The sequence below is a fragment of the Thalassospira lucentensis genome, assembly GCF_011806425.1.
In the GTDB taxonomy this organism is placed as follows: Bacteria; Pseudomonadota; Alphaproteobacteria; order Rhodospirillales; family Thalassospiraceae; genus Thalassospira; species Thalassospira lucentensis_B.
Genome location: NZ_JAATOV010000003.1, coordinates 574,065 through 600,177, shown reverse-complemented (window position 1 = coordinate 600,177; position 26,113 = coordinate 574,065). Strand labels below are relative to the sequence as shown.

Below are 26,113 nucleotides of genomic sequence, written 5' to 3'. Positions count from 1 at the left end.
CATCTTCAAAAATTAACGCACACAAGCTTACGGGAACTGTTCAAATGGATTTCAGAAAAGTCATCTGGAGTGCCGTCTTTGGCACGACAGCACTTGCCGCATCCGCCGCATCTGCGCAGGAAGTCAACGTATATTCCTTGCGTCAGGCATTTCTGGTCGAACCGCTATTTGAAAAGTTCACCGAACAGACCGGTGTTAAGGTCAATGTGATCTTCGCCAAAGAAGGACTGGTTGAGCGCATCAAACAAGAAGGCATCAACAGCCCGGCAGACGTTTTGATGACCGTTGATATCAGCCGCATTCAGCAAGCAGTGGATGCCGGTGTGACCGAAGCAGTCGACAATGATGTCTTGTCGAACAATATCCCGGCCCATCTGCGCGACCCCGAGGGTCACTGGTTCGCCCTGACCCAGCGTGGACGCGCGATTTACGCATCCAAAGAACGCGTGAATGAGGGTGAAATCACATCCTACGAAGATTTGGCTGATCCGAAATGGGAAGGGCGCATTTGCACCCGTTCAGGCACGCACGTTTATAACGTTGCATTGTTTGCATCGATGATTGCCGTGCATGGCGAAGAAAAAGCCAAGGAATGGCTTGAAGGTTTGAAATCAAACCTTGCACGCAAACCGCAAGGCAATGACCGCGCACAGGTCAAGGCGATCAAGGAAGGCGAATGCGATCTCGCCCTTGGTAATACCTATTACTATGGCAAGATGCTTGATAATGAAGAGCAGCGCCCATGGGCAGAAGCCGTCAATATCGTCTTCCCCAATCAGGATGATCGCGGCATGTCGATGAATATTTCGGGCATGAGCCTGATCGAAGGTGCGCCGAACCACGACAATGCGATCAAGCTGATGGAATTCCTAAGCGGCGACGCTGCACAGGAAATCTATGCCGACGTGAACTACGAATACCCGGTCAAGTCCGGGGTTGAATGGTCCGACAACGTCAAGTCATGGGGCACATTTAAGGCTGATACTGTATCGCTGGCCGAAATTGCCCGCCTAACACCTGAAGCGATCAAGATGGTCGATGAAGTCGGCTATAACGAATAACGACAAAGCTTAAACACGCCTATCACAGTGCTGTTTGACAAAGGGGATGGTAACGGACCATCCCCTTTGTGCGTTTCGGGTTACGCGTTTTTGTCATCATTTTTATATCTCGGCATTGCTCATATGTGGTTTTGGGACTTGCAAACGACGGGGCAGGGCCTTTAGTTTCTGGAAAAGCAAATACAACTCATTCCTAATTGCTGCTAATTCATCAGGCATACCCAAGAGAGGCATTCATGATTTCCCTGCGCAAAACGGTCTTTGGTCTTGTTGCAGTTGCGATGGGCATATCGTTGCACCAACCCGCACATGCCGCAGAAGAAGTGAATGTTTACTCTTTGCGTCAGCCGTTCCTGATCGAGCCAATGTTTAAGCGCTTTACCGAGGAAACCGGCATTCGCGTCAATACGCTGTTTTCGCAAAGCGGTCTGGTCGAGCGGATCAAGCATGAAGGCCGCAATAGCCCGGCAGACTTGCTTTTGACAGTTGATATCGGCCGTATTCAGGATGCGGTCGATGCCGATATTGCCCAGCCGCTTAAAAGCGACGTGATCAGTGCAAATATCCCAGAGCAGTTCCGCGATGAAAATGGCCTTTGGGTTGGGATGACAACCCGTGCGCGCGTGATCTACACGTCGCTTGACCGTGTCGGTCCTGATGAAATTACGTCTTACGAAGATTTGGCCGACCCGAAATGGAAAGGTCGCATTTGTATCCGTTCGGGCATGCATGTTTATAACATTGCGCTGATCGCATCGATGCTGGCCCATCATGACGAGGCCTATACCAAAAAATGGCTGACCGGGTTGAAGGACAATCTGGCACGCAAACCCCAAGGGGCGGATATCGATCAGATCGAAGCGGTGTCACAGGGCGTATGCGATGTCGCCATCGGCAATTCTTATTACTATGGGAAGATGCTTGATGATCCGAACAAGGCCCCGGCGGCCAAAGACGTCCGGATTGTCTTCCCCAATCAGGCAGACCGCGGCACGCATGTGAATATTTCCGGTGTGGCCCTGATGAAGCATGCTCCGAACAAGGAAAATGCGATCAAACTGGTTGAATTCCTGTCGGGGGAAGAAGCCCAGCACATGTATGCCGAAGTAAACTTTGAATACCCGGTCAAGCCGGGCGTTGCGTGGTCTGACATGGTTCAGTCATGGGGCACGTTCAAGCATGACGATCTGTCGCTTAATGTCGTTGCGGCAAAGCGCGGTGAAGCAATCCGTCTGATCGATGAAGTCGGGTTTAACGAATAGGGCTGTGTCGCTGTGATTGCATATCTGATGGTTTGCCTTTAATCGTCTTGCAGGCCATCGGATATCGCCCGACGTCTTTGCGATGATGTTGCATTTCGACGCATAACACGAGAACCATAGTGAACACCGTCCGCCCATCGACACCAAATACCAAACGCGGCGAAGACATTCGCCCAACCGTTGCCACGGAAACCTTTGATCCGATGCGGATGCCAAGGGGAAAAGCTGCCATGCGGTGGTTGCCGCGGCGCCAATCGGCGATTTGGTTGTTTGGGGCGTTTGTGATTGCGCTTTTGGTTGCGGCCCCGATTGTGGCCGTCGTTTACATTGCACTGTTCCCAACCGAAAACATTTGGCCGCATCTGGCATCAACCATGCTGCCCCGGTATCTTAAAAACACCGGTATTTTGATGCTTGGCGTTGGGATTGGCGTGACGCTGATCGGCGTGTCATCGGCATGGGTTGTCACCATGTGCAAACTGCCCGGTAAGCGGTTCTTTGAATGGGCGATGCTGCTGCCGATGGCAGTTCCGGCCTATATCGTCGCCTATGTTTATACCGACCTTTTGGAATATGCCGGGCCGTTTCAACGGTTGTTGCGCGATATGTTTGGCTGGCAATCAGCACGTGATTACTGGTTCCCCGACATTCGCACCAAGGGCGGGGCGATTTTGGTGCTCAGCCTAACACTGTATCCTTATGTGTATATGCTTGCCCGTGCGGCCTTTTTGGCGCAGTCGATCTGCGTGATCGAAGCCGCCCGTGTGTTGGGGCGCAGTGCCTGGAATTCCTTTATCACCGTGGCATTGCCGCTTGCGCGTCCGGCCATTGTTGTTGGCGTTGTCATTGCCTTGATGGAAACGCTGAATGATTTTGGCACGATTGATTTCTTTGCCGTCCATACCCTAACTGCGGGCATCTTTAATGTCTGGCTCGGCATGGGCAATGCCGGTGGGGCGGCTCAGATCGCCTTGACGATGTTGGCCGTGGTCATCGCACTTTTGGTGATAGAACGTTATTCACGCCGTCGGCAGCGGTTCCACGATACCACCAACCGGTTTCAGGAACTGCCGGGATATGATCTTAGCCTGATGGGCAAGATCGGCGCGTTGGCGGTTTGCATCTTGCCAATCGTGCTTGGCTTCGTCGTGCCGTCGCTTGTTTTGATTTACTATTCCATTGGCTATTTCGATCAAAGCTGGACCGCAAATTTCTTTGAATTTGCCGGTAACAGTTTGCTGGTATCGGGCCTTGCGACCTTGGTCGCGGTCGGATGTGCGGTCTTTATGGGCTATGCCTTGCGCCTGTTCCCACAACCATTGTTGAAGTTCTGTGTGCGGCTTTCATCTGTTGGCTATGCGGTGCCGGGCGCAGTTTTGGCAATCGGGGTTTTGATCCCGTTTGCGCGGCTTGATAATGCGGTTGATGCGGTCATGCGCGATACTTTCGGTATCTCGACCGGCTTGTTGCTGAGCGGCACGGTGTTTGCGCTGGTGTTTGCCTATGCTGTTCGGTTTATGGCGGTGTCTTATGGCTCGATCGAGGCCGCCTTGGGCAAAGTCCGCCCCAGTATGGATGATGCGGCCCGAACATTGGGCGAAAGCCCGTGGGGTACGCTCAAACGTATTCATTTTCCAATGGTGCGCGGTGGCATTTTGGCCGCATCGGTTCTTGTCTTTGTCGATGGGATGAAAGAACTGCCCGCGACGTTGATCTTGCGGCCGTTTAATTTTGATACGCTGGCAACCCATGTGTATCAATACGCCAAGGATGAAATGATCGAACAGGCCGCCTTGGGCGCGCTGACCATTGTTGTGGTCGGGGTCATTCCGGTTATCATGCTGAGCCGTGCGATTTCACGCTCACGTCCCGGACACGGGAAATGATCCGCGCAATTTGCTAACCGCACGCAACGCCAAATACGCCACACAGCAAGACGGGCATTCAATCACATGCAAAACATTAAACCCGGATTGACCACACTTTCCGACGCGCTTGAGATCGCCTTTAAAGAGGTTGGCCAGCGTACCGACGTCGAAGAACGTCCATTATCTGAGTGTTTTGGCGCTGTTCTGCGCGCCGATGTGATCGCAAAAGTAAATGTGCCTTCGGTCGATAATTCGGCCATGGACGGTTACGCATTGCGTTTTGTTGATCTTGCTGATGTCGATGGGCCTCTGGATGTGGTCGGTAGTTCCATGGCAGGGCATCCGTTTGACGGTGAAATTCCCACTGGCAAGGCCGTGCGCATTGCCACGGGTGCCGCCATCCCCAAGGGTGCCGATTGCGTAATCATTCAGGAAAACGTCACCGCCAATGATGATGAAACGATTATTGAAATCAACCCGGATGTGATTGCGCGGACGAAACGCGATCAGAATATCCGCCGTGCCGGTGAAGACATCAAAAAAGGCGCTGTTGTTTTGGCAGCCGGTTCTGTGCTGCGGCCCCAGGATGTGGCGATTGCCGCCGGGCAGGGGTGTCAGACCCTAACGGTTTCAAAACCCATCTCTGTCGCGGTGTTTTCCACCGGGGATGAGCTGGCAAAACCGGGCGATCCTTTGCCGCCGGGGGGGATTTATGATTCCAACCGGTTTGCCATGATCGGCATGTTGAAAAATATTGGCTGTACGGTCACCGATCTTGGGCTTTTGGCCGATGATTTCGACGTTCTAAAGGATGCCTTGGGCAAGGCAGCCAAATCCCATGATGTGATTATGACGTCGGGTGGGGTGTCGGTCGGCCGTGCAGATTTGCTGAAACCGGTTGTCGATCAATTGGGCGAAATCCACGCATGGAAATTGGCGATAAAACCTGGAAAACCATTGATGCGTGGTAAAATCGGCGATTGCCTTGTTCTTGGTCTTCCGGGTAATCCGGTTGCGGTTTTGGTGGCGGGGCTTTTGTTCGCTGTGCCGCTTTTGCGTCATATGATGGGGGCGGACCGTGCACAGTCCAAGCCCGCACGCATGCCGGTCCGTGCTGGGTTTGATTTTAAACGCGGCACGGGGCGGCGTGAATGGTTGCGTGCCCAACTGGTTCAAAATGATGATGGTGAACATGTCGCCATGGCGTTCAATTCAACCAGTTCGGGCATGCTGTCATCAATGGTCTGGGCCGACGGTTTGATCGAAGTTCCAGAAGATTGCGGGCAGATTTCTGTGGGGGATGACGTCCTTTATCTGCCACTGCGCGGGCTTCAGTAATCCGACAATTGTGGTGATCCATGTCATTGTAATGTCGTCCTGTTTGCGCGAAGGTGGGATATCGGCACAAACAGCACGAGGACGTCATGACAATAGCGGTTACTTTTTGCGGTGCGGCTGGCGGCGTGACCGGATCGTGCTATTTCCTGCAAACAGATCAGGGCAATATCCTTGTCGATTGCGGGATGTTTCAGGGTAGTAAAACAGTCCGAGAACTTAATTACGGGCCGTTTGCGTTTGATGTCGGTTCGATCAAGGCTGTCCTTTTAACCCATGCCCATATTGATCATTCTGGTTTACTGCCCAAACTGGTCAAGGCGGGGTTCAAGGGGCCGATCATTGCAACTGAGCCTACCTGCGACCTTCTGACATATATGTTGCCTGATTCCGGATATATTCAGGAATCAGAAGTCGAACGCCTTAATCGTCGCAATGCCCGGCGCGGTCGCCCGCAGGTAACACCGATCTATACCCGCCATGACGCGGAAAGAACCCTCGATCAGTTTAAGGTTGTCGATTACCACGCCTGGAAAGAAATCATTCCCGGCGTCAAAGCCCGGTTTTGGGATGCGGGGCATTTGCTTGGGTCGGCATCGATTGAAATTGAAATCGCGCAAAATGATGATGACACCCCAACGCGAATGCTATTTTCTGGTGATATCGGAACCGGCGAGGCGGTGTTTAACAATGCCCCAGAAGCCCCGGCAGACCTTGATTATCTGTTCGTCGAAACAACCTATGGCGACCGAAATCGCACCGATTTAAGCGACGATGAACGCAGGGCATTGTTGCGCGCCGAAGTATGTGACGCATTGAAGGCAGGTGGAAACCTGATTATCCCAAGTTTCGCCGTTGCTCGAACGCAGGAATTGATGGTCGATCTTGCGTATTTGTTTAATCACGGCGACCTGCCAGAGGCGACTGTGTTTATTGATAGTCCGTTGGCAAAGCGCGCGACCGAGGTTTTTGCAAAGCATTTAACAGGTGCCGACGCACGGGCCCTTGATCATCCGAAGTTTCACATGGTCCCGGATGTCGAAGCCAGCAAGCAACTTGCCTTGGTCAAAAGCGGGGCCATTATTCTGTCGGCAAGTGGGATGTGTGATGCAGGACGCATTCGGTATCATTTGAAAAACAACCTTTGGCGTGACGAATGCACCGTGTTGCTGGTCGGGTTTCAGGCCGCAGGGTCATTTGGCCGTGTTTTGCAACGGGGTGCGAAGCGTGTGCGTATTCACGGCGAGGAAATAGAAGTCCGTGCGCGCATCCGGACGCTCGATGTGTATTCCGGTCATGCCGATCAGGAAATGTTGCTGCGCTGGGCCCGTGATCGCCAGCCCGTCGCAAAGCGCATCTTTTTAACCCATGGAGAAGAAGGGGCGCGAACTGCCTTTAAACAAGCGCTGTTGGACGAGGGGCTTGATCAAAACAAGATCGCCTTGCCCATGCTTGATGAAACGGTAAAGCTTCGTGCCGGGGCCTTGCGAACGGCGAAAATTCAGCCCAGATTGTCAGGCGAAGACTTGTCGCGTGATGATTGGCACAATTTGTACGCTGGCACGATTACCGAACTTTCGGAAAAGCTGCGCTCTCTTGAAAGTGATGCCAAACGGCGCACGTTGCTTGAAAAAGTCTTGCGCGATATCGGGTCTGTATGAGAGCAATAAGCCAATTATAAGTTTACGGGTTTTAAAGTACGTCCAAATTGGATGTACTGGTTAAATATACTTGAATTCAGAGATACCCTGTCACCATGCGTTTATGGTTGAATAGGTGTAGTGGGCCACTGCGTTAGCGGACGAATATATGTCAGTAGTAGGGAACTCCGGCTATCGGGTTCTAATTTATAGCCATGATACCTTTGGGCTCGGTCACTTGCGCCGTTGCCGAACCATTGCGCATGCGCTTGTGTCTCGTCGTGATGATGTTTCAGTTCTGATCCTGTCGGGGTCACCGATCATTGGCAGTTTTGAATTTCGATCACGAGTCGACTTTGTCCGCATTCCTGGCGTGATTAAGCTGTCAAACGGCGAATATACGTCACTTAACCTCAATATCGATGTTGATCAGATTCTTGAAATGCGGGAATCGATCATTAAGCACACCGCAGATGTGTTTAATCCCGACATTTTCATTGTTGATAAAGAACCACTTGGTCTTCGGGGTGAAGTTGAATCCACTCTTCGCATGCTCAGCGAACGCCGCACCCGTCTTGTGATGGGCTTGCGCGATGTGATGGATGATCCGGCTCATCTTCGCGAAGAATGGGACCGCAAACAATGCGTGCCAGCCTTGGCGGACCTGTATGACGAAATATGGGTCTATGGCTTGCAGGAAATCTGTAATCCGCTTGCTGGCATTGATTTGCCGCCCGGTGTCGAAGAAAAAATGGCCTATACCGGCTATTTGCCACGGACCGCGACCCGGCGCCCGTCACCAGAACACGGTGCGCTTGGCCTTGAAGAACCGTATTACCTTGTCACCACCGGTGGCGGCGGGGACGGGGTCAATATGGTTGATTGGGTGATCAGCGCCTATGAAACGGACCCGACCATTGCGGTGCCGTCGCTTGTCGTGCTGGGGCCGTTTATGCCGCCTGCGGATCAGAAATCCTTTATGGATCGCGCTGAAAAGATCGACAAGCTGTCGGTGATTACGTTTGACGCCAATGTCGAAATGCTGATGGATAAATCCGCCGGCGTGATTGCAATGGGCGGCTACAATACGTTCTGTGAAATTCTGTCATTTGATAAACCGGCCGTTATCATACCGCGTACGGTACCACGCCTTGAACAATATGTTCGTGCGTCGGCGGCTGAAAAGCTCGGCCTTGTCAAAATGCTGACCGAAGAGAACGGACGTGATCCGCGTCAGATGGCCGATGCGCTGCATGGGTTAATTTCGCAAGCCAAGCCGTCGCATGTGACCGTTCCAAACCTGATGGGCGGGCTTGATCGGATTGGCGATCTTGTTGATCGCTGGCTTCCGCCACAAATGGCCGCCGAATAAGAAAACGCCGGGACATAAAGTTATGACACGCGACAATCTTGCAATCGTGGTTAAGGGATATCCGCGATTGTCGGAAACCTTTATTGCGCAGGAAATTCTTGGCATTCAGCAAGCGAACATTCCCTATCGGATTGTGTCGCTGCGCCATCCGACGGATAAAAAACGCCATCCGATCCACAAACGGATCACGGGCGATGTCGATTATCTTCCAGAATATGTCTATCAGGAACCGATGCGTGTCTTGCGCAGTTGGTGGAAAGTCCGCAAATTGCGCGGCTATCGTCGGGCGGTAAATATCTGGTGGCAGGATTACCGGCGTGATCGCACACCAAACCGTGCCCGACGGTTTGTTCAGGCCATTGTTATGGCCGCCGAGCTGACCGACGATGTCACCCGCATTTACGCCCATTTCCTCCATACTCCGGCCTCTGTGGCACGGTATTGCGCGATCATACGTGGGTTGCCATGGTCCTGTTCTGCACATGCCAAGGACATCTATACCAGTGCGGATTGGGATATGCGCGAAAAGCTGCGTGATATGGACTGGCTGGTCACCTGTACGCAGGCCAATGTCAGCTATTTGCGCGATTTGGCCGAGGACCCGTCAAAGGTTCATCTGCTTTATCACGGGCTTGATTTTTCACGCTTCCCCGAACAATTGCCCGAACGCGAAATGCGCGATGGCAGCAACTCGGACCAGCCTGTCACGATTCTTTCGGTCGGCCGTTTGGTCGGCAAAAAGGGCTATGACGATTTGCTGCGTGCCTTGGCAAAACTGCCAAACGATCTTGCGTGGCGATTTGTTCATATTGGTGGGGGAAGCGCGGATAAATACCGCAAGCTCGCAGTTGATTTGGGCGTATCGGACCGGTGTGAATGGCAAGGTGCCCGCGACCAACAAGAAGTCATCGCCGCCTGTCAAACCGCCGATTTGTTTGTCTTGGCCAGCCGAATTCAAAAAGACGGTGACCGTGACGGGTTGCCCAACGTTCTGATGGAAGCACAGCTTTGCGGTTTGGCTGCGGTTTCAACCGCCATTTCAGCCATCCCGGAGCTTATCGATGACGGCGTGAATGGCCTTCTGGTTGAACAACGTGATCCGGATGCACTGGCGACAGCATTACAAAGCCTGATCACCGATCCAAAACGTCGCGCCGAGATGGGCCGTCAGGGCAATGTAATTGTGCGTCGGGATTTCTCATTCTATCGCGGGATGAAGGACTTGGCACATCGCTTTGGCGTTTCGGACAAAGAATACGAAAACGCGATTGCCGACAAACCTTCGCGCTTAACACCCTCAGAAACCTCAGCAGCAGAGTAGGGGGCAACTGCCGTGAAGGTTGCCTTCTATGCCCCGTTAAAGCCCGCTGATCATCCGGTGCCATCCGGCGATCGGTTGATGGCGCGGATGCTGATTAAGGCGCTTGCGGCATCTGATATGGATGTCGAGATTGCCGCACGCCTGCGCAGTCGGGTTGCAGACGGCAATATCCTGCAACAGGCCCGCCTTGCTGAGTTGGGGTCAAAACTGGCCGCGCGCTTGCTGCGTTTTTATCAATCCGGTGTGCGCCCCCGGCCAGATGTCTGGTTTACCTATCATCTGTACTATAAGGCGCCCGATTGGATCGGGCCGATTGTCGCCAAGACACTGGATATTCCTTACGTCGTTGCCGAAGCATCCTTCGCGCCAAAGCGGGCAAACGGTCCGTGGCAACAAAGCCATCAGGCAGTTGAAATTGCGCTGCGTCACGCGGATGCGGTCTTTTCGCTTAATCGCGCCGATATGGAATGCCTAAGGCCGATCTGCGATGCCAAGGCGCTGCATTACCTTGCCCCCTTTACCGAGGTTGAAAATTGGCAGGTAACGTCGCGCGCGGACATCGGTCCTGCGTGTATTAGGCTCGTTACCACCGCCATGATGCGCGGTGGGGATAAGCTAAAATCCTTTGAAATTCTTGCACTTGCCTTGGGCCAGTTAACGCAACGCAACATCGATAACTGGCACCTGACCATTATTGGCGATGGCCCCGCAAGGGCCGAGGTGGAGAAATTGTTTGCAAAACAAGGCATCACCGACCGCAATCTCCGCTTTGCCGGTCTGTGTCGGCCCGAACAAACCCGCGATCATCTTGCCGTGTCCGACCTGTTTGTTTGGCCGGCGGTGAATGAAGCCTATGGTATGGCATTGCTCGAAGCACAGGCGGCAGGGTTGCCGGTGCTGGCCGGAAATACTGGCGGCGTGCCCGGCGTGGTTGCCGATCAGAAAACGGGCTGGCTTGTCCCGGTCGGCGATGCAGACGCGTTTGGCGCACAGTTGGCAAAATGTCTGACCGATCAAGTGCAGATGCTCCGTCCCTTTGGTCTGGCCGCTGCAACCAAGGCCGCGCACGACCACACCATTGCATCTGCATCCGAACTGCTGGGGGCAGAGCTTCGCCAGATTGTTGCAAAGTCAAAGGCAGGGCGAGCATGAGCATGAGCACCATACGCTTTGCCTTATTGCGCCATGGGGTAACGGACTGGAACGCGGAAAAGCGTATTCAGGGGCGATCTGATATTTCCCTTCGCACCGATACCATCGCGCATTATCGCACCTTACGGCTGCCCGACGATTGGCAAGACGTGCCGTGGTATTGCACGCCGCTGACCCGGACCCGTGAAACCGCCGATGCGCTGTCTATTTCACCCGTCACCGCCCAACCTGATTTGATCGAAATGGATTGGGGCACGTGGGAAGGCGAAAGACTGCCCGATCTTCGCGCAAAGCTTGGGGCAGAAATGGCGCGAAACGAAGACCGGGGTTGGGCGTTTCGCCCGGATGGTGGTGAAAGCCCACAAGATGTTCTTGTCCGCGTGCAAGATTTCCTGACCCGCCACACGGCCAATCAGGCCCCCGGCACGAATGATACATTCGGTGCGATCACGCATAAGGGCGTTATTCGTGCCGTGTATGCGGCGGCGCGCGGCTGGGACATGATGGGCAAAATCCCCGATAAACTCGATTGGGAATGTCTGCATGTTTTTGACTGGTCGGAAACAGATGGTTTTTCGGTGGTCGCGTTGAATGTGCCATTGATTGTTATTGATGATGAGGACCGGCTATGAGCGACGTTATGGTCTATGTTCAGCACTTGCTTGGCATTGGGCATGTGCGGCGCATGGCCCTGATTAATCAGGCAATGCGCGATCAGGGGCTGACCGTAACCGTTGCCAGTGGCGGCATTCCTGATCCATCCCTTGATTTCGCCGCTGACCGTGTCGTGCAATTACCTGCCTGCCGCAGCGCCGATAGCAATTTTTCCGGCCTTGTGGATGTCAATGACACGCCGGTTGATGACGATTGGAAAGAACGTCGCAAAGATGATCTTTTGGCCGCGTTCAAGGAAACAGCGCCAAAGGTGCTGCTGATTGAAATGTTTCCGTTTGGTCGGCGTGCCTTTCGGTTTGAACTGATCCCGTTAATGACAGCGGCCAAACAGGCAAGTGTGCCAATTGTTTGTTCCGTACGCGATCTTTTGGTGCGCAAAACCGATCCGGCAAAAACAAAATGGATGCGCGATATTGCCCGCGAATATTTTGATCGGGTTCTGGTTCACGGGGATCAAAACCTGTTCGGCTTTGATCACAGTTTCCCATATGCCGATGATATCAAGGACCTGATCGTCTATACCGGTTATGTCGCACCATCGCATCCTAAGGTCGCATCAAACACAGATCATGGTGCGACCCGAAACGGCGTTTTGGTTTCGGCCGGTGGCGGTGCCGTTGGGGCAGGGCTGATTGATCTTGCGATTGCTGCGCATGGACATTCCGAAAAATACCAAGATGTACCGTGGGACATCGTCACCGGCCCGCATTTCCCCCAAGACCGGTTTGACGCGTTGGTCAACACAATGCCGCCCGGCATTACGCTGCATCGCTTCTTGCCCGATTTTCGCGCCCGCATGGCCAAGGCGGCTGTTTCTGTATCCCAGGCGGGGTACAATACATTGATGGATGTGCTTTCGACCCAAACACCCGCTGTCATGGTCCCATTCGCCGAGGGCGGCGAAAGCGAGCAAAAAGAACGTGGTGAGATATTGGCAAATGCCGGTGTTATTTCCTTGCTTGATCTTGATGGGCTGACTGCGCAATCATTGGCAAAACAAATAGATCGCGCCAAACCGCCGCAACAGTTAAATGTTGCCCTTAACGGCGCGCAGAAAACAGCGTCATTAATCGCAGCATTGGCAAAGGGAACGGCATGAGCAGTTGGGACCAATTGCGCACGGAACTTGATCTGTGGCAGTCCGAGGGACGGGTTGCGACGGCGTGGTGGCGCGATGATGATGCTGTTACGGTAACACCCGAACTTGAAACCCTTTTGGGGTTTGAACAGGATTATAACGTCCCGTTGGCCTTGGCGGTTATTCCGGCCTCATTGCAAGATGATCTTGTCGAACGCTTGGTGGAAACCATTGATACCCGTGTCTTGCAACATGGCTGGGCCCATCAAAACAACATGCCCGAAGGCCGTAAAAAGCAGGAACTTGATGATATCCGCGATGTTGACGCGGTCATTGCCGATTTAAAGCAGGGCTTTGCGGTTTTGTCATCGCGGTTTGGTAATCGTTTCTTGCCCGTCATTGTCCCGCCGTGGAACCGAATTTCCGATGACGTCGCGGCGGCCCTTCACAATATCGGTATTTGCGGCTTAAGCACCTTTAACGCCCGCAAGAAGCCAGAGCCTTATAAAGGCGTGCTTCAAGTCAACACCCATGTCGATGTAATTGATTGGCGCGGAACACGTGGCTTTGTTGGCGAAGACGCCGCCCTTGGCGCCATGATCGCCCATCTTTCGGCACGTCGCCAAGGTGACGTGGACCCGCAAGAACCAACCGGCATCCTGACCCATCATTTGGTGCATGACGCACCGACGACGCAATTTCTTGATAATCTTTTTTCAATGGAACATTCAGCACTGAGCTGGTTAAGAATTCCCGGAGTATTTCCATGGCAATAAGTCCGAATAAACATCCGGATATGAATGATACGCACGAGATCGATGGCACAGACGGTGCCGCCGATGGCGCGACTGATCCGGTCAAACCGGCAGGGGTGTCTGAGGGCGATGTGCAAATGCTGGCCTATCCGACAAAGGCAATGGCACCCGATCTTGCAAAGTCGATTGTTGGCTTGCTGATTTGCATTGTGATGGCTGTGATCCCTGACATGCTTTCGATCATTCAGTGGACGGCGGCTGGTTTGGCGTTGCTGTTTATTTTCTACTTTGCGCGCACCATGCTGCGCTTTCAGCAAAAGATCTATATTTCCGAATATGGCATTCGGCTTTCAAGCATTTATGGCGGGACAGCATTTGCATGGCCGGAACTTTCTAAGTTCCGCTTGCGTTACTTTAGTACCAAGCGCGATGGCAACAAAGGTTGGTTCGAGCTGACAATACAGGCGCACGGCGCCAAAATTGTTGCAGAATCTTCATTGGTTGGTTTTGACGAACTTCTTGATATTTCTCGTGATTGGGCCAAAGATAACCAAATTCTTGTAGACGACGTGACCCGTACAAATCTGATGCGCATCGATGAGGCCGAAACCCTTGTCAAAGCGGCAGCATCAGAAAGAAAACATGGTGGTGCCGAACAAATATGACTGACATTTTGCGCATTAAGGATCTGAAGGTCGAATTTGTTTTGCCCCATATGCGGGTTAAGGCAGTCGAAAATGTGACTTTTCGGATCGGTGCGCAAGAAACAGTCGCGCTTGTTGGGGAATCTGGATCGGGCAAAAGTACGATCTCGCAGGCGATTATGGGCCTTTTGCCCAAAGTCGCGCAGATCACCAACGGATCCATCATCTTTGCCGACCCGGACAAGCCCGGAACGCGTGTTGATCTCGCGATGCTTGACCGGGCAGGGGCGCAGATGCGCGCCATCCGCGGTGGCCGTATCTCCATGATCTTTCAGGAGCCGATGAGCTCCCTCTCACCGCTACATACCATTGGCGATCAGATATGCGAGGCCGTCCGACTTCACCGCAATGTCGACCATCGTGAAGCCCGCGAACTTGCCAAGGAAATGCTGACCCTTGTTGGCTTTGGCGACCCAAAGCACGCGCTTAAAACATATCCCTTCGAACTGTCTGGCGGCTTGCGCCAACGTGCCATGATTGCCATGGCCATGGTGTGCCGTCCGGCATTGCTGGTGGCCGATGAACCAACAACTGCCCTTGATGTCACCATCCAGGCGCAAATACTGCGTCTGATCAAGGAAGTGCAAAGCGAACTTGAAATGTCGGTACTGCTCATCACCCATGATTTGGGGGTGGTGGCAAATATGGCCGACCGGATGGTGGTGATTTACGATGGCCGTGTTGTTGAAAGTGGCAAGACCGAAGACGTCTTTATTAATCCCGGACATGGCTACACTCGGTCTTTGTTGGCCGCTGTGCCGCATTTTGATATGGGGCCGGATGAACGGTTAAAGCCGCTTCGTGAAATCAAACCAAAGACCGGAAGTCTTCTTGCGCTTGATGGAGATGGCGAAGATACCCGCGAACAAAATGACGTTCCGCCGTCTTTGGCCTTGCATCCAACCATGGCAAGCGAACCAGTCCTTTCTGTTCGGCATCTCAGCAAAAGTTTCACCACCCGCAAAGGCCACTGGTTAAAAGCCAAAAAGCAATTGATCCCGGCGGTGGCGGACGTGTCGCTAACGGTGAACCGCGGTGAATGCGTGGGGCTGGTGGGCGAAAGTGGTTGTGGCAAGACAACGCTGTCAAAGCTGATCATGCGCGCTATGGCGCCTGATGACGGATCAATTCTGTTTCGCGGTGAAAGCGGTCAAATGACCGAACTTGTCGGGCTTGATGAAGATAAGCTCAACCCTTATCGCAAACGCATCCAGTTTGTATTTCAGGACCCGTTCGGCTCGCTTAACCCGCGCATGACGGTTCAGGACATCGTTGCCGAACCCATGATTATTCACGGGGTGGGTGACAGTGCCTATCGCAAAAAAATGGTGCTGGAACTCATGGAAGTTGTCGGGCTTGATCCGCGCTACCTAAGCCGTTATCCGCACAGTTTTTCCGGTGGCCAACGCCAACGTATCGGCATTGCCCGCGCGCTCAGTCTTAAGCCCGATCTTCTGATCTTTGATGAACCAACATCGGCACTTGATGTATCGGTTCAGGCGCAAATTCTTAATCTTTTAAAGGATTTACAGCGTGATCTTAATTTGACTTATCTGTTTATCTCGCACAACCTTGCGGTGGTTGATTACATCGCGGATCGGATTGCGGTGATGTGTGCGGGGCGCATTGTTGAAACCGCACCGCGCGAAAAGCTGTTTCGTAATCCGATGCATCCATACACGCAGGCGTTACTGAATGCAGTGCCGTTTGCCGATCTGGACCATCCGCTTGATTTCAACAAGATTGTCGATGGCAAGGCTTCTGATCCGGCGCGATGGCCGGCGCCCTTTACCATCAACCGCGACAGCGACCCCAAAATGATGCAATTGGCCGACGATCATTTCGTCCGGGCCGAGCGTGCCGATTTTACGGAGATAGCAATATGACCCGCTGGTCACATGACAAAGGTTCTGTTTTACGTCACGCGATCGCAGGGGGTGTTTTTGCTGGCGGTTTACTCGGCGTGGCAATGCTACCAAGCTTTGCACAGGCCGAAGTACCATATTTTGAAAATGCGATTGCCAATGGCACTTTGCCTCCGATGCTTGAACGGTTGCCCGAACACCCCAAGGTGATCGATTTTGCGGGCGAAAACAAAACCATCGGCAAATATGGCGGTCAGTTTGTTACGATCATGGGCCGGTCCAAAGACATCCGTATGGCGGTTGTCTATGGCTATGCGCGTTTGATTGGCTATGACGAAAATCTCGATCTAAAGCCCGATATTCTCGAAAGCCTTGATGCCAATGACGCGGGGAACGAGTTTACCCTTCATATCCGCAAAGGCCACAAATGGTCCGACGGAACGCCATTTACTGCCGAGGATTTCCGGTATTATTGGGAAGACATCGTCAATAATGATGAACTGTTTCCTGTTGGTCCGCCGCGTTTTCTGTTTGTTGGCGATGAACCGGCGACTTTTGAAATTATCGACGAATATACCGTTCGCTATAGCTGGTCTAAGCCCAATCCATTCTTCCTGACCGAGCTTGCCGCAACCCGGCCACCGTTTATTTATCGCCCGGCGCATTATCTGAAACAATTCCACGCCAAATACCGCGATCCGGCTGAGCTTGATGCGATGGTTAAGGAACGCGGTTTGCGCAGCTGGGCGGTTTTACATACCGATTTGGATCGCCCTTATAAGCTGTCAAACATCGAACGCCCGTCATTGGAACCGTGGCTGATTACGACCGAAGAACCATCTGATCGGTTCGTGTTTGTGCGCAATCCCTATTATCATCGCGTCGACCCGGAAGGAAACCAGCTTCCGTATATGGACAAGATGATCTTTAACATTGCCAATTCCAAATTGGTGCCGGCAAAAGTCGGGGCAGGCGAAGTCGACCTGCAAAGTCGCATTCTGTCGTTAAAGGATTACACCTTCCTCAAACAGTCAGAACCACAACAGAACTATAACGTCCGTCTTTGGGATGTTGGGGCAGGGGCCTATGCCGCCCTTTATCCCAATCTGACATGTTCTGATCCGGTATGGCGCGATGTCTTGCGCGATGTGCGTTTCCGCCGGGCTTTGTCGTTGGCGATTAATCGCACGGAAATTAACCGCGTAATGTTCTTTGGTTTGGCGCAGCCGACCAACAATACCGTTTTGCCCAAAAGCCCTTTGTTTAAGCCGGAATACCGCGAAAACTATATCCAGTTCGATCTTGAACGTGCCAATGCCCTTTTGGACGAAATGGGGCTAAACGAACGCAACAGTGATGGCATCCGACTTTTGCCAGACGGTCGCCCAATGGAAATCATTGTCGAAACCACCGGCGAAAATCCCGAACATGACGACATGCTTGAACTGGTTCGCGACAGCTGGCGCAAGGTCGGGATAAAGATGTTTGTCAAAGGCTTGCAGCGCGAAGTTCTGCGCAATCGTGCCTATACCGGCGAAACCATCATGTCGATTTTCAATGGCGTGGATAACGGTTTGGCAACGCCAAATTCGGTGCCGTCCGAATTTGTCCCGGTTCAGCAAGATACGCTTCAATGGCCCAAATGGGGCCAATACTATCAGACCGACGGCGAAGCAGGCGAAGCACCCGATATGCCCGCCGCCAAGGAACTGATGGATTTGTATCAGAAATGGCAAACCGGTAACGATGCCGCACGTGTTGAGGCGTGGCAGAAAATTCTGGATATCAATTCGGAAAACATGTTTTCGATTGGGTTGATTGGCAATGTGCCGCAACCCGTTGTCGTCGATAAAGACATGCGTAACGTGCCTGAAAAGGGGATCCATAGTTGGGAACCGGGCGCATTCTTTGGCATTTATCGCCCGGATACATTCTGGTGGGATCGATAAGCAGACCAATTTGATTATTCTGCGTTTAAGCCTAATGTGGGATTGGGACGAAAACGTTTGGGGGGAGCGTAAGCGCCGATGCTGACCTATTTGGCTAGACGGCTTTTTGTAATGATACCAACACTGTTTATGATCAGTGTGCTGGTATTCGTGATTATTCAGCTTCCCCCTGGGGATTTTCTGAGCACCTATTTGAACGAACTTCAAGCTCAGGGCGAGGCGGTTGATCCGGCAAAAATCGAATTTTTAAAGCATCAATACGGCCTTGATCAGCCGTTATATGTGCAATATTTCGAATGGGCTTGGGGCCTCTTGCACGGCGATCTTGGCTTCTCGTTTGAATATAACCTGCCGGTGTCAGAAGTTGTCGGCGACCGGTTATGGCTGTCGCTGGTTCTGAATTTCAGCACCATTTTGTTCATCTATATCGTCAGTTTCCCCATCGGGATTTATTCCGCCACACGGCAATATAGCTGGGGCGATTACGGCTTTACACTGCTTGGCTTCCTGGGCCTTGCGATGCCGAACTTCCTGTTCGCCCTGATTTTGCTCTATTACGCCAATGTTGTGTTTGGCACCTCGATCGGCGGTCTGATGGACCCGGAATTCATCAATCAGGGTTGGTCGTTCGACAAAATCACCTCCATCATCGAACATCTCTGGGCACCGGTTTTGGTCATTGGCACATCTGGAACCGCGGCAATGATCCGGCGTTTGCGCGCCAACCTTCTCGATGAACTTGGCAAGCAATATGTCGTGACCGCCCACGCCAAGGGACTAGCCCCGCTTAAGGTGTTGTTTAAATATCCGCTGCGTATGGCGCTGAACCCGTTTATTTCCGATATCGGCAATATCCTGCCGCAAGTGGTGTCCGGGTCTGTTTTGGTATCCGTTGTGATGTCTTTGCCAACAACCGGGCCGATGCTGCTAAGCGCGCTGCAAAGTCAGGACATGTACCTTGCGGGGTCGTTCCTGATGTTCTTGGCACTTTTGACAGTTGTCGGCATGTTTGTGTCTGATGTGTTGCTGGCTTGGCTTGATCCGCGCATTCGATTGCAAGGGGGGATCAGCCAATGAGCCGCGAAGAAGAAAAGCGCAACGCGCATTTTGTCGATCAAGCTCCCTTTGATCCCTATGACCGCGAAGCCCTAACGCCAGAGCAGGAAAAATACTATCTGGCATCGCAATGGCGTTTGACGTGGTGGCGTTTGAAACGCCATCGCTTGGCCTATGTGTCGCTGATCATTTTGGCAGTGATGTATGCCTCGGTCTTTATTGTTGAATTCATCGCGCCCTATGCGCAGGAAACGCGTAATTCGAACTTTATCCATCATCCGCCGCAATCCATTCATTTGTTTGATGATGGTGAATTTGTCGGGCCGTTTACCTATGGCACCGATTTTTCGGTCGATATGGAAACGCTTAAACCGGTTTACGTGCCAAATCCGGACCGGGTTAATCCGTTGCGGTTCTTTTGCTCGGGCGATGAATATGAATTCTGGGGCCTGATTGAAGCTGATTTTCATTTTGTCTGCCCGGCCAAAGACGGAACCCTGTTTCTGTTGGGGACGGATCGCCTTGGCCGCGACATGTTTTCGCGGATCGTTTATGGCGCTCGCGTCTCGCTGACCATTGGCCTTGTCGGCATTACGGTCAGTTTCTTCCTTGGCATCGTCATTGGCGGGGCAGCGGGCTATTATGGTGGCTGGGTCGATGCTACCGTCCAGCGCGTGATCGAGGTAATCCGCTCCTTGCCTGAAATCCCGCTATGGATGGCGCTTTCGGCCGCCTTGCCTGTAACCTGGAGCCCCATCCTGATTTATTTCGGGATTACGATCATTCTTGGTCTGATCGACTGGACCGGTCTTGCGCGTGCAGTGCGTTCCAAACTGTTGGCGTTGCGTGAAGAAGACTATGCGCTTGCAGCACGCTTGATGGGGGCGTCGCCCAAACGGATTGTTGCCCGTCATTTGCTGCCAAACTTTGCCAGCCACTTGATCGCGTCGGTCACGCTTTCGATCCCCAATATGATCTTGGGCGAAACCGCGCTCAGTTTCCTCGGGCTTGGTCTGCGTGCGCCGGTGACAAGCTGGGGTGTGTTGCTTAATGATGCGCAAAACATCAACGCTGTCGCAGTCTATCCGTGGCTAATGTTGCCGGTGGTGCCGGTGGTGATTGTTGTGCTGGCGTTTAACTTCTTGGGGGATGGTCTGCGCGATGCTGCCGACCCATACAAAAACTAAATGCGGCGATGACGAACGATATTCCACATCTTGAAACGGACCGCCTTGTTTTGCGGGCCATGACGATGGGCGATTGGCCCGCATATCAGGAACTGATGCTGTCAGAACGTTCGGTGCACATGGGCGGTCCCTATGATCTTGCGGGCGCATGGGGGATGTTTTGCAGTGACGTGGCCCAGTGGGGCATGTTGGGCAACGGTGCCCTGATGATTGATGAAAAACTGACCGGCACATGCGTCGGTCAGGTCGGTATCAATCGCGGACCTCTATTTCCCGAGCATGAACTTGGATGGTTGCTGTTCCCAGAGGCCGAAGGACGCGGGATTGCCTATGAAGCTGCTGTTGCGATGCGCAGATGGGCATTTGAGGTTCGCGGGCTAAAAACACTGGTAAGCTACATCGCGAATGGCAATACACGGTCAATCAAACTTGCGAACAGACTTGGGGCGACATTGGATGTTAATGCCGCCCGTCCTGATCCATCAGACTTGGTTTATCGCCACAGCGCTGGTTTTCATGAAAATTGAATAATGCGTGTCATTATTCGTTTTCAGTGACTTATTTCTTATGCAGCCACAAACTGGTTTCAATCGCGCCGTCCGGCAAGTGAATGCTGTTGGCAGGCGACGCGGCAACCAAGTCGTTTAGGCGGGTGGTGGCGTATGCACTCGACCACAGGATTTCAAAACCATTCCCGGCCAAAAGTGATGCCACACCTTGTTGCTCATTATATCCGCGCCAATGCCATTCCGCCGGATAATCGTCGGGCAGGGTGATGTCGTGGATGTGAATGATGATCCCACTTGGCAGGGTCGGAATGATCGATGAAAACAGCAGGTCAACATCGGTGCCGGGCATCAGGATGTGGCTGGAATCAATCGACAGGATATCCGCACCGCCAAGGGTGTCGAAAATGGTCGGGTCGGCTTTTTGAACGATGGTGCGATCAACCGTAATCGGCAGTTTGGCAATATCGGCACGCGGGGCCGGATCAATCGCGTGAAATGCGGTTTCAAGTTCCCCATCGCGAATGGCGCGGTGATAAAACCGGGTGGAATGACCTGACCCGATTTCAACAATCCGTTTGGGGCGAAATTCGCGGGTCATGACATAGGCCATCATGCCGTCAAGACGCGGAAACCATGCTTGTTGCCAGCGCGGTTCGGGCGGCTCGGCATCGTTTAAGGTTTCAAAGACATCCTGATATTTTTCCGCCTTGGTCAGCCACGCCTTCATGGTTGGGGCTGCCTGTTCCATCATGCGTTCAATCGCAGGATAGGTTGGCTTCCCGACGGCCTTGGCGGTTTCATCGGCATAACGATACGGGATGAAATAGCCCGCAGGTGATCGACCAAACAGGGTTTTCAGACCGAATTTCCAGCGACGCATTCGGCGTGATAACGGCATTAACGTCATGAAGGCTCCCGTTTGGCGGATAAATTTACGTGTGATTGATGTGTCATTCTGTCAGTCGCAGAACGTCTTGTCTTCGCCCCGCCAGCTTCGCATAAGCCAGAGGGAGAATACCAGTGCAATTGCCGAAGAACCGGCCATCGCATAATAGGCATGTGATCCAAAATGCTGATAAAGCGGCCCGGATGCCCAGATGCTGCTGCCCAAAAAGACCCCCATCGATAAGGTCGCCATCAAGCTTTGGGCTGAGGTCGCCAATTGTTGCGGGATGGCGCGCGCGATGAAACTGACCGCAGCTAAGTGGGTGATCCCAAATGTCAGGGCATGTAACGGTTGGACCAGCATGATCAGCCAGACATCATCGCTACTGCCAAGCACGATCCAGCGTACGATGCCCGCAATCGCCCCGATGGCAAACAAAATGCCGGGATGACGGCCACGGACAAATTTACCGGCAAAGGCAAATAGGGCGACTTCGGCCATGACTCCGGTCGACCAGAATGCACCGATCATTTCATGCGAATAACCAACCGATTCCCAGTGGACAGAGGCAAAGCTGTAATAGGTGCCGTGCGCGCCCTGGGCAAAGCCGATGCATCCAAGGTAAATCAGAAATACCGGCTTGCGCAGCAGGTAAATCAGCGATGATCCCGACCGCAAGGATCGTTCCGTCTGGGGATCGGGCATGCCGGTGACAATCGCAAAATTGATCACACCAGCCGCAAACAGCATCCAGACAATCCAGGTGGTCGACGTGCCATCAAGGATCCAGCCAACGCCGTAAGATGCGACAATAAACGCAAGCGATCCCCAAAGCCTTACCCGCCCATAATCAAGGTCGCGGGTTTTGCATTCATGCACCGTAATGGTGGTACCCAGGGGCAAAAGCGGGGCATAGGTAAACCCAATCACCATGGATAGGGCCGCCAACCACCAGAAGTTACTCGAAACCGGAAAGGCCAGCACGGTGACGACATAAATACCCGCAAGCCATAACATTGGCGTTTTGCGGTTGCCGGTATGATCGGCCCGCTGTGCGATCAATGGATCAGCAAATACCCGCACCCAGTTTGGCAGCGACAGCAATATGCCAATTTCACCGGCCGATAATCCTTGCGCCTTTAACCATACCGGCCAATAGGGCATGAAAACGCCCTGGATCGCAAATAACCCAACAAAAAACAGCGCCAGAATGGTGGCTGTTTTCATCCGGTCATCAAGGGTTGGCAACGGCATTTTGGGCATGTTCATACCGCGATCTGGCGCCGTTTAAGCCCGCGGATAATGAACCGTGCGGGATGAACAGCATGCATAAGCGGTTTTTCCAAGGGCAGGGGCATGGCGCAAATCTCGCTGGCAAGAATTTCGGCGGCAAGCGGGGCCGCAATCAACCCGCGTGCCCCAAATCCTGTACAGATATACACGTCCTTGTGGTAGGGCGCATTTAAATATCGCGCGTAATTCTTGCCTTTATCCAAGTCCGGATAGGCCGCCAGAAACGCATCATAATCCGGTGCCGGTCCAATCATCGGCAAATGATCAATTGTGATGGGCCGAATGGCCGCACGCCCATCCAGATCACCGGGCGAAAGCCGGCTGGCAAGGTCGGGCAACACAGTGGCCAGTTGGGCGATGTTAAAGGCGTGATCTTCGTCGCGCAGATCGGTTTTCGTGTCATCGCGCGAAAATGTCGCCCCCAAAACATGAATGCCGTTACGCGCCGGTGTCAGATACCCCTTGTGACTGAGCACGCAACGAATTTGATCCGTATCGTTGCTTTGGTTCACAATACTTTCGGGGAATGTGCTGATTTGGCCGCGCACAGGTTGCAGGTAATCGCGCAGCCATGCCGTCTGCGAAAGGTTTGTTGAGTCTGTCGCGCTGGCAATAATCACCGCATCAAACGGACCATGTGCCACACCGTTATGATCGGTCAGCACCTTGCCCGATGCATCGTCGGAAATATCTGTGATTTCAGTCAATAGATGAAGGTTAATCCCATCTGACAGGGCTTTAACAAAGGACGGCGGATTAACCCATCCGGCATTTGGGTAAAACAATCCACCGGCGGGCAAGGGCATGCCGAATGCCGTGCTGGCGTCGTCCTGGTCAAGGGGCTTCACCAAATCGGGTTTACCCGGCAGGCGTTCCAAAAGGCCAGCGTGGCGTTCCTGTTCGCGTTTTGTCGTAGCCATATCAAGAACGCCACAAAATGCGGCCTCGACCAGACCTGCCGTGTGCAGGCGTTTGATCATACGATGGCTGTATCGGAACCCGGCCTCGTAGAAACGGCCCATAATGGCGTTATCGGCCGTTAGATACGGTTCCAACATGCCAATCGCGTTGCCGGATGCGGCCCCAGCTATTTGAGGGGCCTTTTCAAACAAATGAACGTCACAGCCGCGCTGTTTTAACGCTTGCGCGCAGGCCGCCCCGGCCATGCCCCCGCCAATAACCGCAATGGTTCGCCGGGTGGTTTTCGCGTTCGGTCGCGCGTTGGCCGATTGGGGCAGAACAAACCACGGCGTATCAATCGGTTTAAGCCCGGCGTCATTTGGCGGTGTGGCGGGCAGGGTGGCGGTGATCATGTCGCGCTTATGACCAAAACCCTTGCGCTTTGTGACGGCAAAGCCAGCACCTTGAAGGCCATCCCGCGCAATACGCGCCGATGTAAATGTCGCCAATGTCGCGCCGGAAGTGTTGGATGCCGATGCCAAGGCGGAAAACAGGTCGGCGTGCCACATGTCGGCATTGCGCGATGGCGCAAAGCCATCCAGAAACCAGCAATCAATGTTGCCGTCATAATCGCCAAAACATGTGATCGCATCGCCGATTAAAACCGTCAGGCTGATCGCACCATCGCCCAGAACAAAGCGATGAATGCCGGGCAGCATGGTTTCGGTGGGCCAGATATCGGTAAGCTGTTTTGAAAAAGTGCTAAGTTCCGGCCAGCTTTGATGTGCGCGGATCATATCATGGCGCGACAGCGGGTATTTTTCGACCGATACAAAATGAAGGCGCGTTGATCTGTTCGGATCTTGCGCCCAACATTGCCAAGCGGCCAGAAAGTTCAACCCGGTGCCAAAGCCGGTTTCACCGATGGTGAAATTTTCAAGCCCGTCCCATGCCGCGGGCAGGTTATTCCCCTCAAGAAACACATATCGCGTTTCGGCCAGTCCATCCTTGGGATTGTAATACACGTCGTCAAAATGCGGTGAAAACGGCACGTCGCCATCGCGCCAGGTGATGTCACCAGCAACGGGCTGATCGTTGATTGTGCTGTTCACTTTTTTCCCATCATCAATCGTGTCATCGATCTGGGCGTTATCAACTGATGGGGACGACGTGTCGCCAGTCATGCTGACAGCGCCGCGTCTTGCTGTTCGGGAACAAGGGCCAATGCTTCGCGCACCACATCGGTTCCAGCCCCTTTGCGGTGGGCATTTTCACTTAAATACCGACGCCATTGTTTCGCACCGCGCATTTGTTGGAAAATACCCAGCATATGGCGGGTGACATGGCCGATGGTTGCGTTTTCTTCGTTAAGGTGCTGCTCGATATAGGGGAGCATCGCCTCAACCACCTGATGGCGGGTCAGGGCGGGGGCATCATCCCCGTAAAACCGGCGATCGACATCCGACAGGACATAAGGGTTCTGATAGGCTTCGCGCCCGATCATCACCCCATCAACATGTTCAAGATGCTCTTCCGTTTCATCAAGGGTTTTGATGCCGCCATTGATCAGGATTTCAAGTTCCGGGAATTCTTGCTTAAGCTGATAGACCAGCTCATAGCGAAGCGGCGGTACTTCGCGGTTTTCCTTGGGCGATAGGCCTTTAAGCCACGCCTTACGGGCATGGACAATGAATGTCTTGCACCCGGCATTGGCAACCGTTTCGGTAAAACGTTTCAGAGACGGGTAGTCTTCTTGATCGTCGATGCCAATGCGGTTTTTTACCGTGATTGGCGCATCACTGGCGGCAATCATCGATTTCACGCAATTGGCAACCACGTCCGGTGTTGCCATCAAGCAGGCGCCAAACGCCCCATTTTGCACACGATCAGACGGACAGCCGCAATTAAGGTTAATCTCGTCATAGGCATATTCATTGGCGATGTCACATGCACGCGCCAGATCATCCGGATCACTGCCGCCAAGCTGAAGCGCAATCGGATGTTCCGCATCGTGATAACGCAAATGCCGATCCACCCCGCCATGAATGATCGCCCCCGTTGTGACCATTTCGGTATAAAGCAACGTATGCCGACTGATCTGCCGCAAAAAATAGCGATCATGCCGGTCCGTCCAATCCATCATCGGGGCGACGGAAATACGTCGATTAACACTCATATGCTTGCTGCTCGTTATCAAATCGGGGTCAATGGGGTTGCCGTCGTCAAAGTCTGGTCTTTATATAGG

21 protein-coding genes are annotated in these 26,113 nt (G+C 53.1%); 17 read left to right on the top strand and 4 right to left on the bottom strand.

What is annotated here, in order from left to right:
* Positions 1 to 44 precede the first annotated feature (44 nt).
* The 17 genes from HCZ99_RS12770 to HCZ99_RS12690 all read left to right on the top strand — a co-directional run bounded on the left by HCZ99_RS12770 (position 45) and on the right by HCZ99_RS12690 (position 20,807).
* Positions 45 to 1,061, top strand: a complete 1,017-nt coding sequence (locus tag HCZ99_RS12770) for a Fe(3+) ABC transporter substrate-binding protein (RefSeq protein WP_167447341.1) — start codon at positions 45 to 47, stop codon at positions 1,059 to 1,061.
* Positions 1,062 to 1,297: 236 nt separating this feature from the next.
* On the top strand, positions 1,298 to 2,323 hold the full coding sequence (locus HCZ99_RS12765) for a Fe(3+) ABC transporter substrate-binding protein (RefSeq protein ID WP_167447340.1): 1,026 nt from the start codon (positions 1,298 to 1,300) through the stop codon (positions 2,321 to 2,323).
* A gap of 119 nt (positions 2,324 to 2,442) precedes the next feature.
* Positions 2,443 to 4,209 (top strand): ABC transporter permease, encoded by a 1,767-nt coding sequence (locus HCZ99_RS12760; protein WP_368484258.1) that lies wholly within the window; start codon positions 2,443 to 2,445, stop codon positions 4,207 to 4,209.
* 66 nt (positions 4,210 to 4,275) lie between these two features.
* Positions 4,276 to 5,529: a molybdopterin molybdotransferase MoeA gene (locus tag HCZ99_RS12755; protein WP_167447339.1), complete on the top strand. Its 1,254-nt coding sequence runs from the start codon at positions 4,276 to 4,278 to the stop codon at positions 5,527 to 5,529.
* Between the two features lie 86 nt (positions 5,530 to 5,615).
* On the top strand, positions 5,616 to 7,187 hold the full coding sequence (locus tag HCZ99_RS12750; RefSeq protein WP_167447338.1) for an MBL fold metallo-hydrolase: 1,572 nt from the start codon (positions 5,616 to 5,618) through the stop codon (positions 7,185 to 7,187).
* Between the two features lie 148 nt (positions 7,188 to 7,335).
* Entirely contained in the window at positions 7,336 to 8,538 is a 1,203-nt protein-coding gene (locus HCZ99_RS12745; protein WP_167447337.1) for a glycosyltransferase family protein, read from the top strand.
* Between the two features lie 22 nt (positions 8,539 to 8,560).
* Positions 8,561 to 9,859: a glycosyltransferase family 4 protein gene (locus HCZ99_RS12740; RefSeq protein WP_167447336.1), complete on the top strand. Its 1,299-nt coding sequence runs from the start codon at positions 8,561 to 8,563 to the stop codon at positions 9,857 to 9,859.
* Positions 9,860 to 9,871: 12 nt separating this feature from the next.
* Positions 9,872 to 11,011, top strand: a complete 1,140-nt coding sequence (locus HCZ99_RS20930) for a glycosyltransferase family 4 protein (protein ID WP_167447335.1) — start codon at positions 9,872 to 9,874, stop codon at positions 11,009 to 11,011.
* 2 nt (positions 11,012 to 11,013) lie between these two features.
* Positions 11,014 to 11,643, top strand: coding sequence for a histidine phosphatase family protein (locus HCZ99_RS12730; RefSeq protein ID WP_167447334.1), 630 nt, complete (start codon positions 11,014 to 11,016; stop codon positions 11,641 to 11,643).
* A complete protein-coding gene (locus tag HCZ99_RS12725) occupies positions 11,640 to 12,785 on the top strand; it encodes a glycosyltransferase family protein (RefSeq protein ID WP_167447333.1) in 1,146 nt (381 codons plus the stop codon). The genes HCZ99_RS12730 and HCZ99_RS12725 overlap by 4 nt, the downstream gene beginning before the upstream one ends.
* Positions 12,782 to 13,540: a polysaccharide deacetylase family protein gene (locus tag HCZ99_RS12720; protein ID WP_167447332.1), complete on the top strand. Its 759-nt coding sequence runs from the start codon at positions 12,782 to 12,784 to the stop codon at positions 13,538 to 13,540. Before HCZ99_RS12725 ends, HCZ99_RS12720 begins: the two co-directional genes overlap by 4 nt.
* Entirely contained in the window at positions 13,531 to 14,184 is a 654-nt protein-coding gene (locus HCZ99_RS12715; RefSeq protein ID WP_167447331.1) for a hypothetical protein, read from the top strand. The genes HCZ99_RS12720 and HCZ99_RS12715 overlap by 10 nt, the downstream gene beginning before the upstream one ends.
* On the top strand, positions 14,181 to 16,109 hold the full coding sequence (locus tag HCZ99_RS12710) for an ABC transporter ATP-binding protein (protein WP_167447330.1): 1,929 nt from the start codon (positions 14,181 to 14,183) through the stop codon (positions 16,107 to 16,109). Before HCZ99_RS12715 ends, HCZ99_RS12710 begins: the two co-directional genes overlap by 4 nt.
* Entirely contained in the window at positions 16,106 to 18,037 is a 1,932-nt protein-coding gene (locus HCZ99_RS12705) for an ABC transporter substrate-binding protein (protein ID WP_167447329.1), read from the top strand. Before HCZ99_RS12710 ends, HCZ99_RS12705 begins: the two co-directional genes overlap by 4 nt.
* A 78-nt stretch (positions 18,038 to 18,115) precedes the next feature.
* Positions 18,116 to 19,114, top strand: a complete 999-nt coding sequence (locus HCZ99_RS12700) for an ABC transporter permease (protein ID WP_167447328.1) — start codon at positions 18,116 to 18,118, stop codon at positions 19,112 to 19,114.
* Positions 19,111 to 20,280 carry an ABC transporter permease gene (locus tag HCZ99_RS12695; protein ID WP_167447327.1) on the top strand — a complete coding sequence of 390 codons (1,170 nt, stop codon included), beginning with the start codon at positions 19,111 to 19,113 and terminating at the stop codon, positions 20,278 to 20,280. The genes HCZ99_RS12700 and HCZ99_RS12695 overlap by 4 nt, the downstream gene beginning before the upstream one ends.
* A gap of 8 nt (positions 20,281 to 20,288) precedes the next feature.
* Positions 20,289 to 20,807, top strand: coding sequence for a GNAT family N-acetyltransferase (locus HCZ99_RS12690; protein ID WP_167447326.1), 519 nt, complete (start codon positions 20,289 to 20,291; stop codon positions 20,805 to 20,807).
* 31 nt (positions 20,808 to 20,838) lie between these two features.
* On the opposite strand, the gene HCZ99_RS12685 is transcribed toward HCZ99_RS12690, so the two are convergent.
* The 4 genes from HCZ99_RS12685 to dusA are packed head-to-tail and all read right to left on the bottom strand — an operon-like array spanning position 20,839 to position 26,044.
* On the bottom strand, positions 20,839 to 21,696 hold the full coding sequence (locus tag HCZ99_RS12685) for a class I SAM-dependent methyltransferase (RefSeq protein ID WP_167447325.1): 858 nt from the start codon (positions 21,694 to 21,696) through the stop codon (positions 20,839 to 20,841).
* Positions 21,697 to 21,747: 51 nt separating this feature from the next.
* Positions 21,748 to 22,944, bottom strand: coding sequence for an MFS transporter (locus HCZ99_RS12680; RefSeq protein WP_254869590.1), 1,197 nt, complete (start codon positions 22,942 to 22,944; stop codon positions 21,748 to 21,750).
* Positions 22,941 to 25,052, bottom strand: coding sequence for a bifunctional tRNA (5-methylaminomethyl-2-thiouridine)(34)-methyltransferase MnmD/FAD-dependent 5-carboxymethylaminomethyl-2-thiouridine(34) oxidoreductase MnmC (gene mnmC / locus HCZ99_RS12675; RefSeq protein ID WP_167447324.1), 2,112 nt, complete (start codon positions 25,050 to 25,052; stop codon positions 22,941 to 22,943). The genes HCZ99_RS12680 and mnmC overlap by 4 nt, the downstream gene beginning before the upstream one ends.
* Positions 25,049 to 26,044, bottom strand: a complete 996-nt coding sequence (gene dusA / locus HCZ99_RS12670) for a tRNA dihydrouridine(20/20a) synthase DusA (protein ID WP_167447323.1) — start codon at positions 26,042 to 26,044, stop codon at positions 25,049 to 25,051. The genes mnmC and dusA overlap by 4 nt, the downstream gene beginning before the upstream one ends.
* Positions 26,045 to 26,113 lie beyond the last annotated feature (69 nt).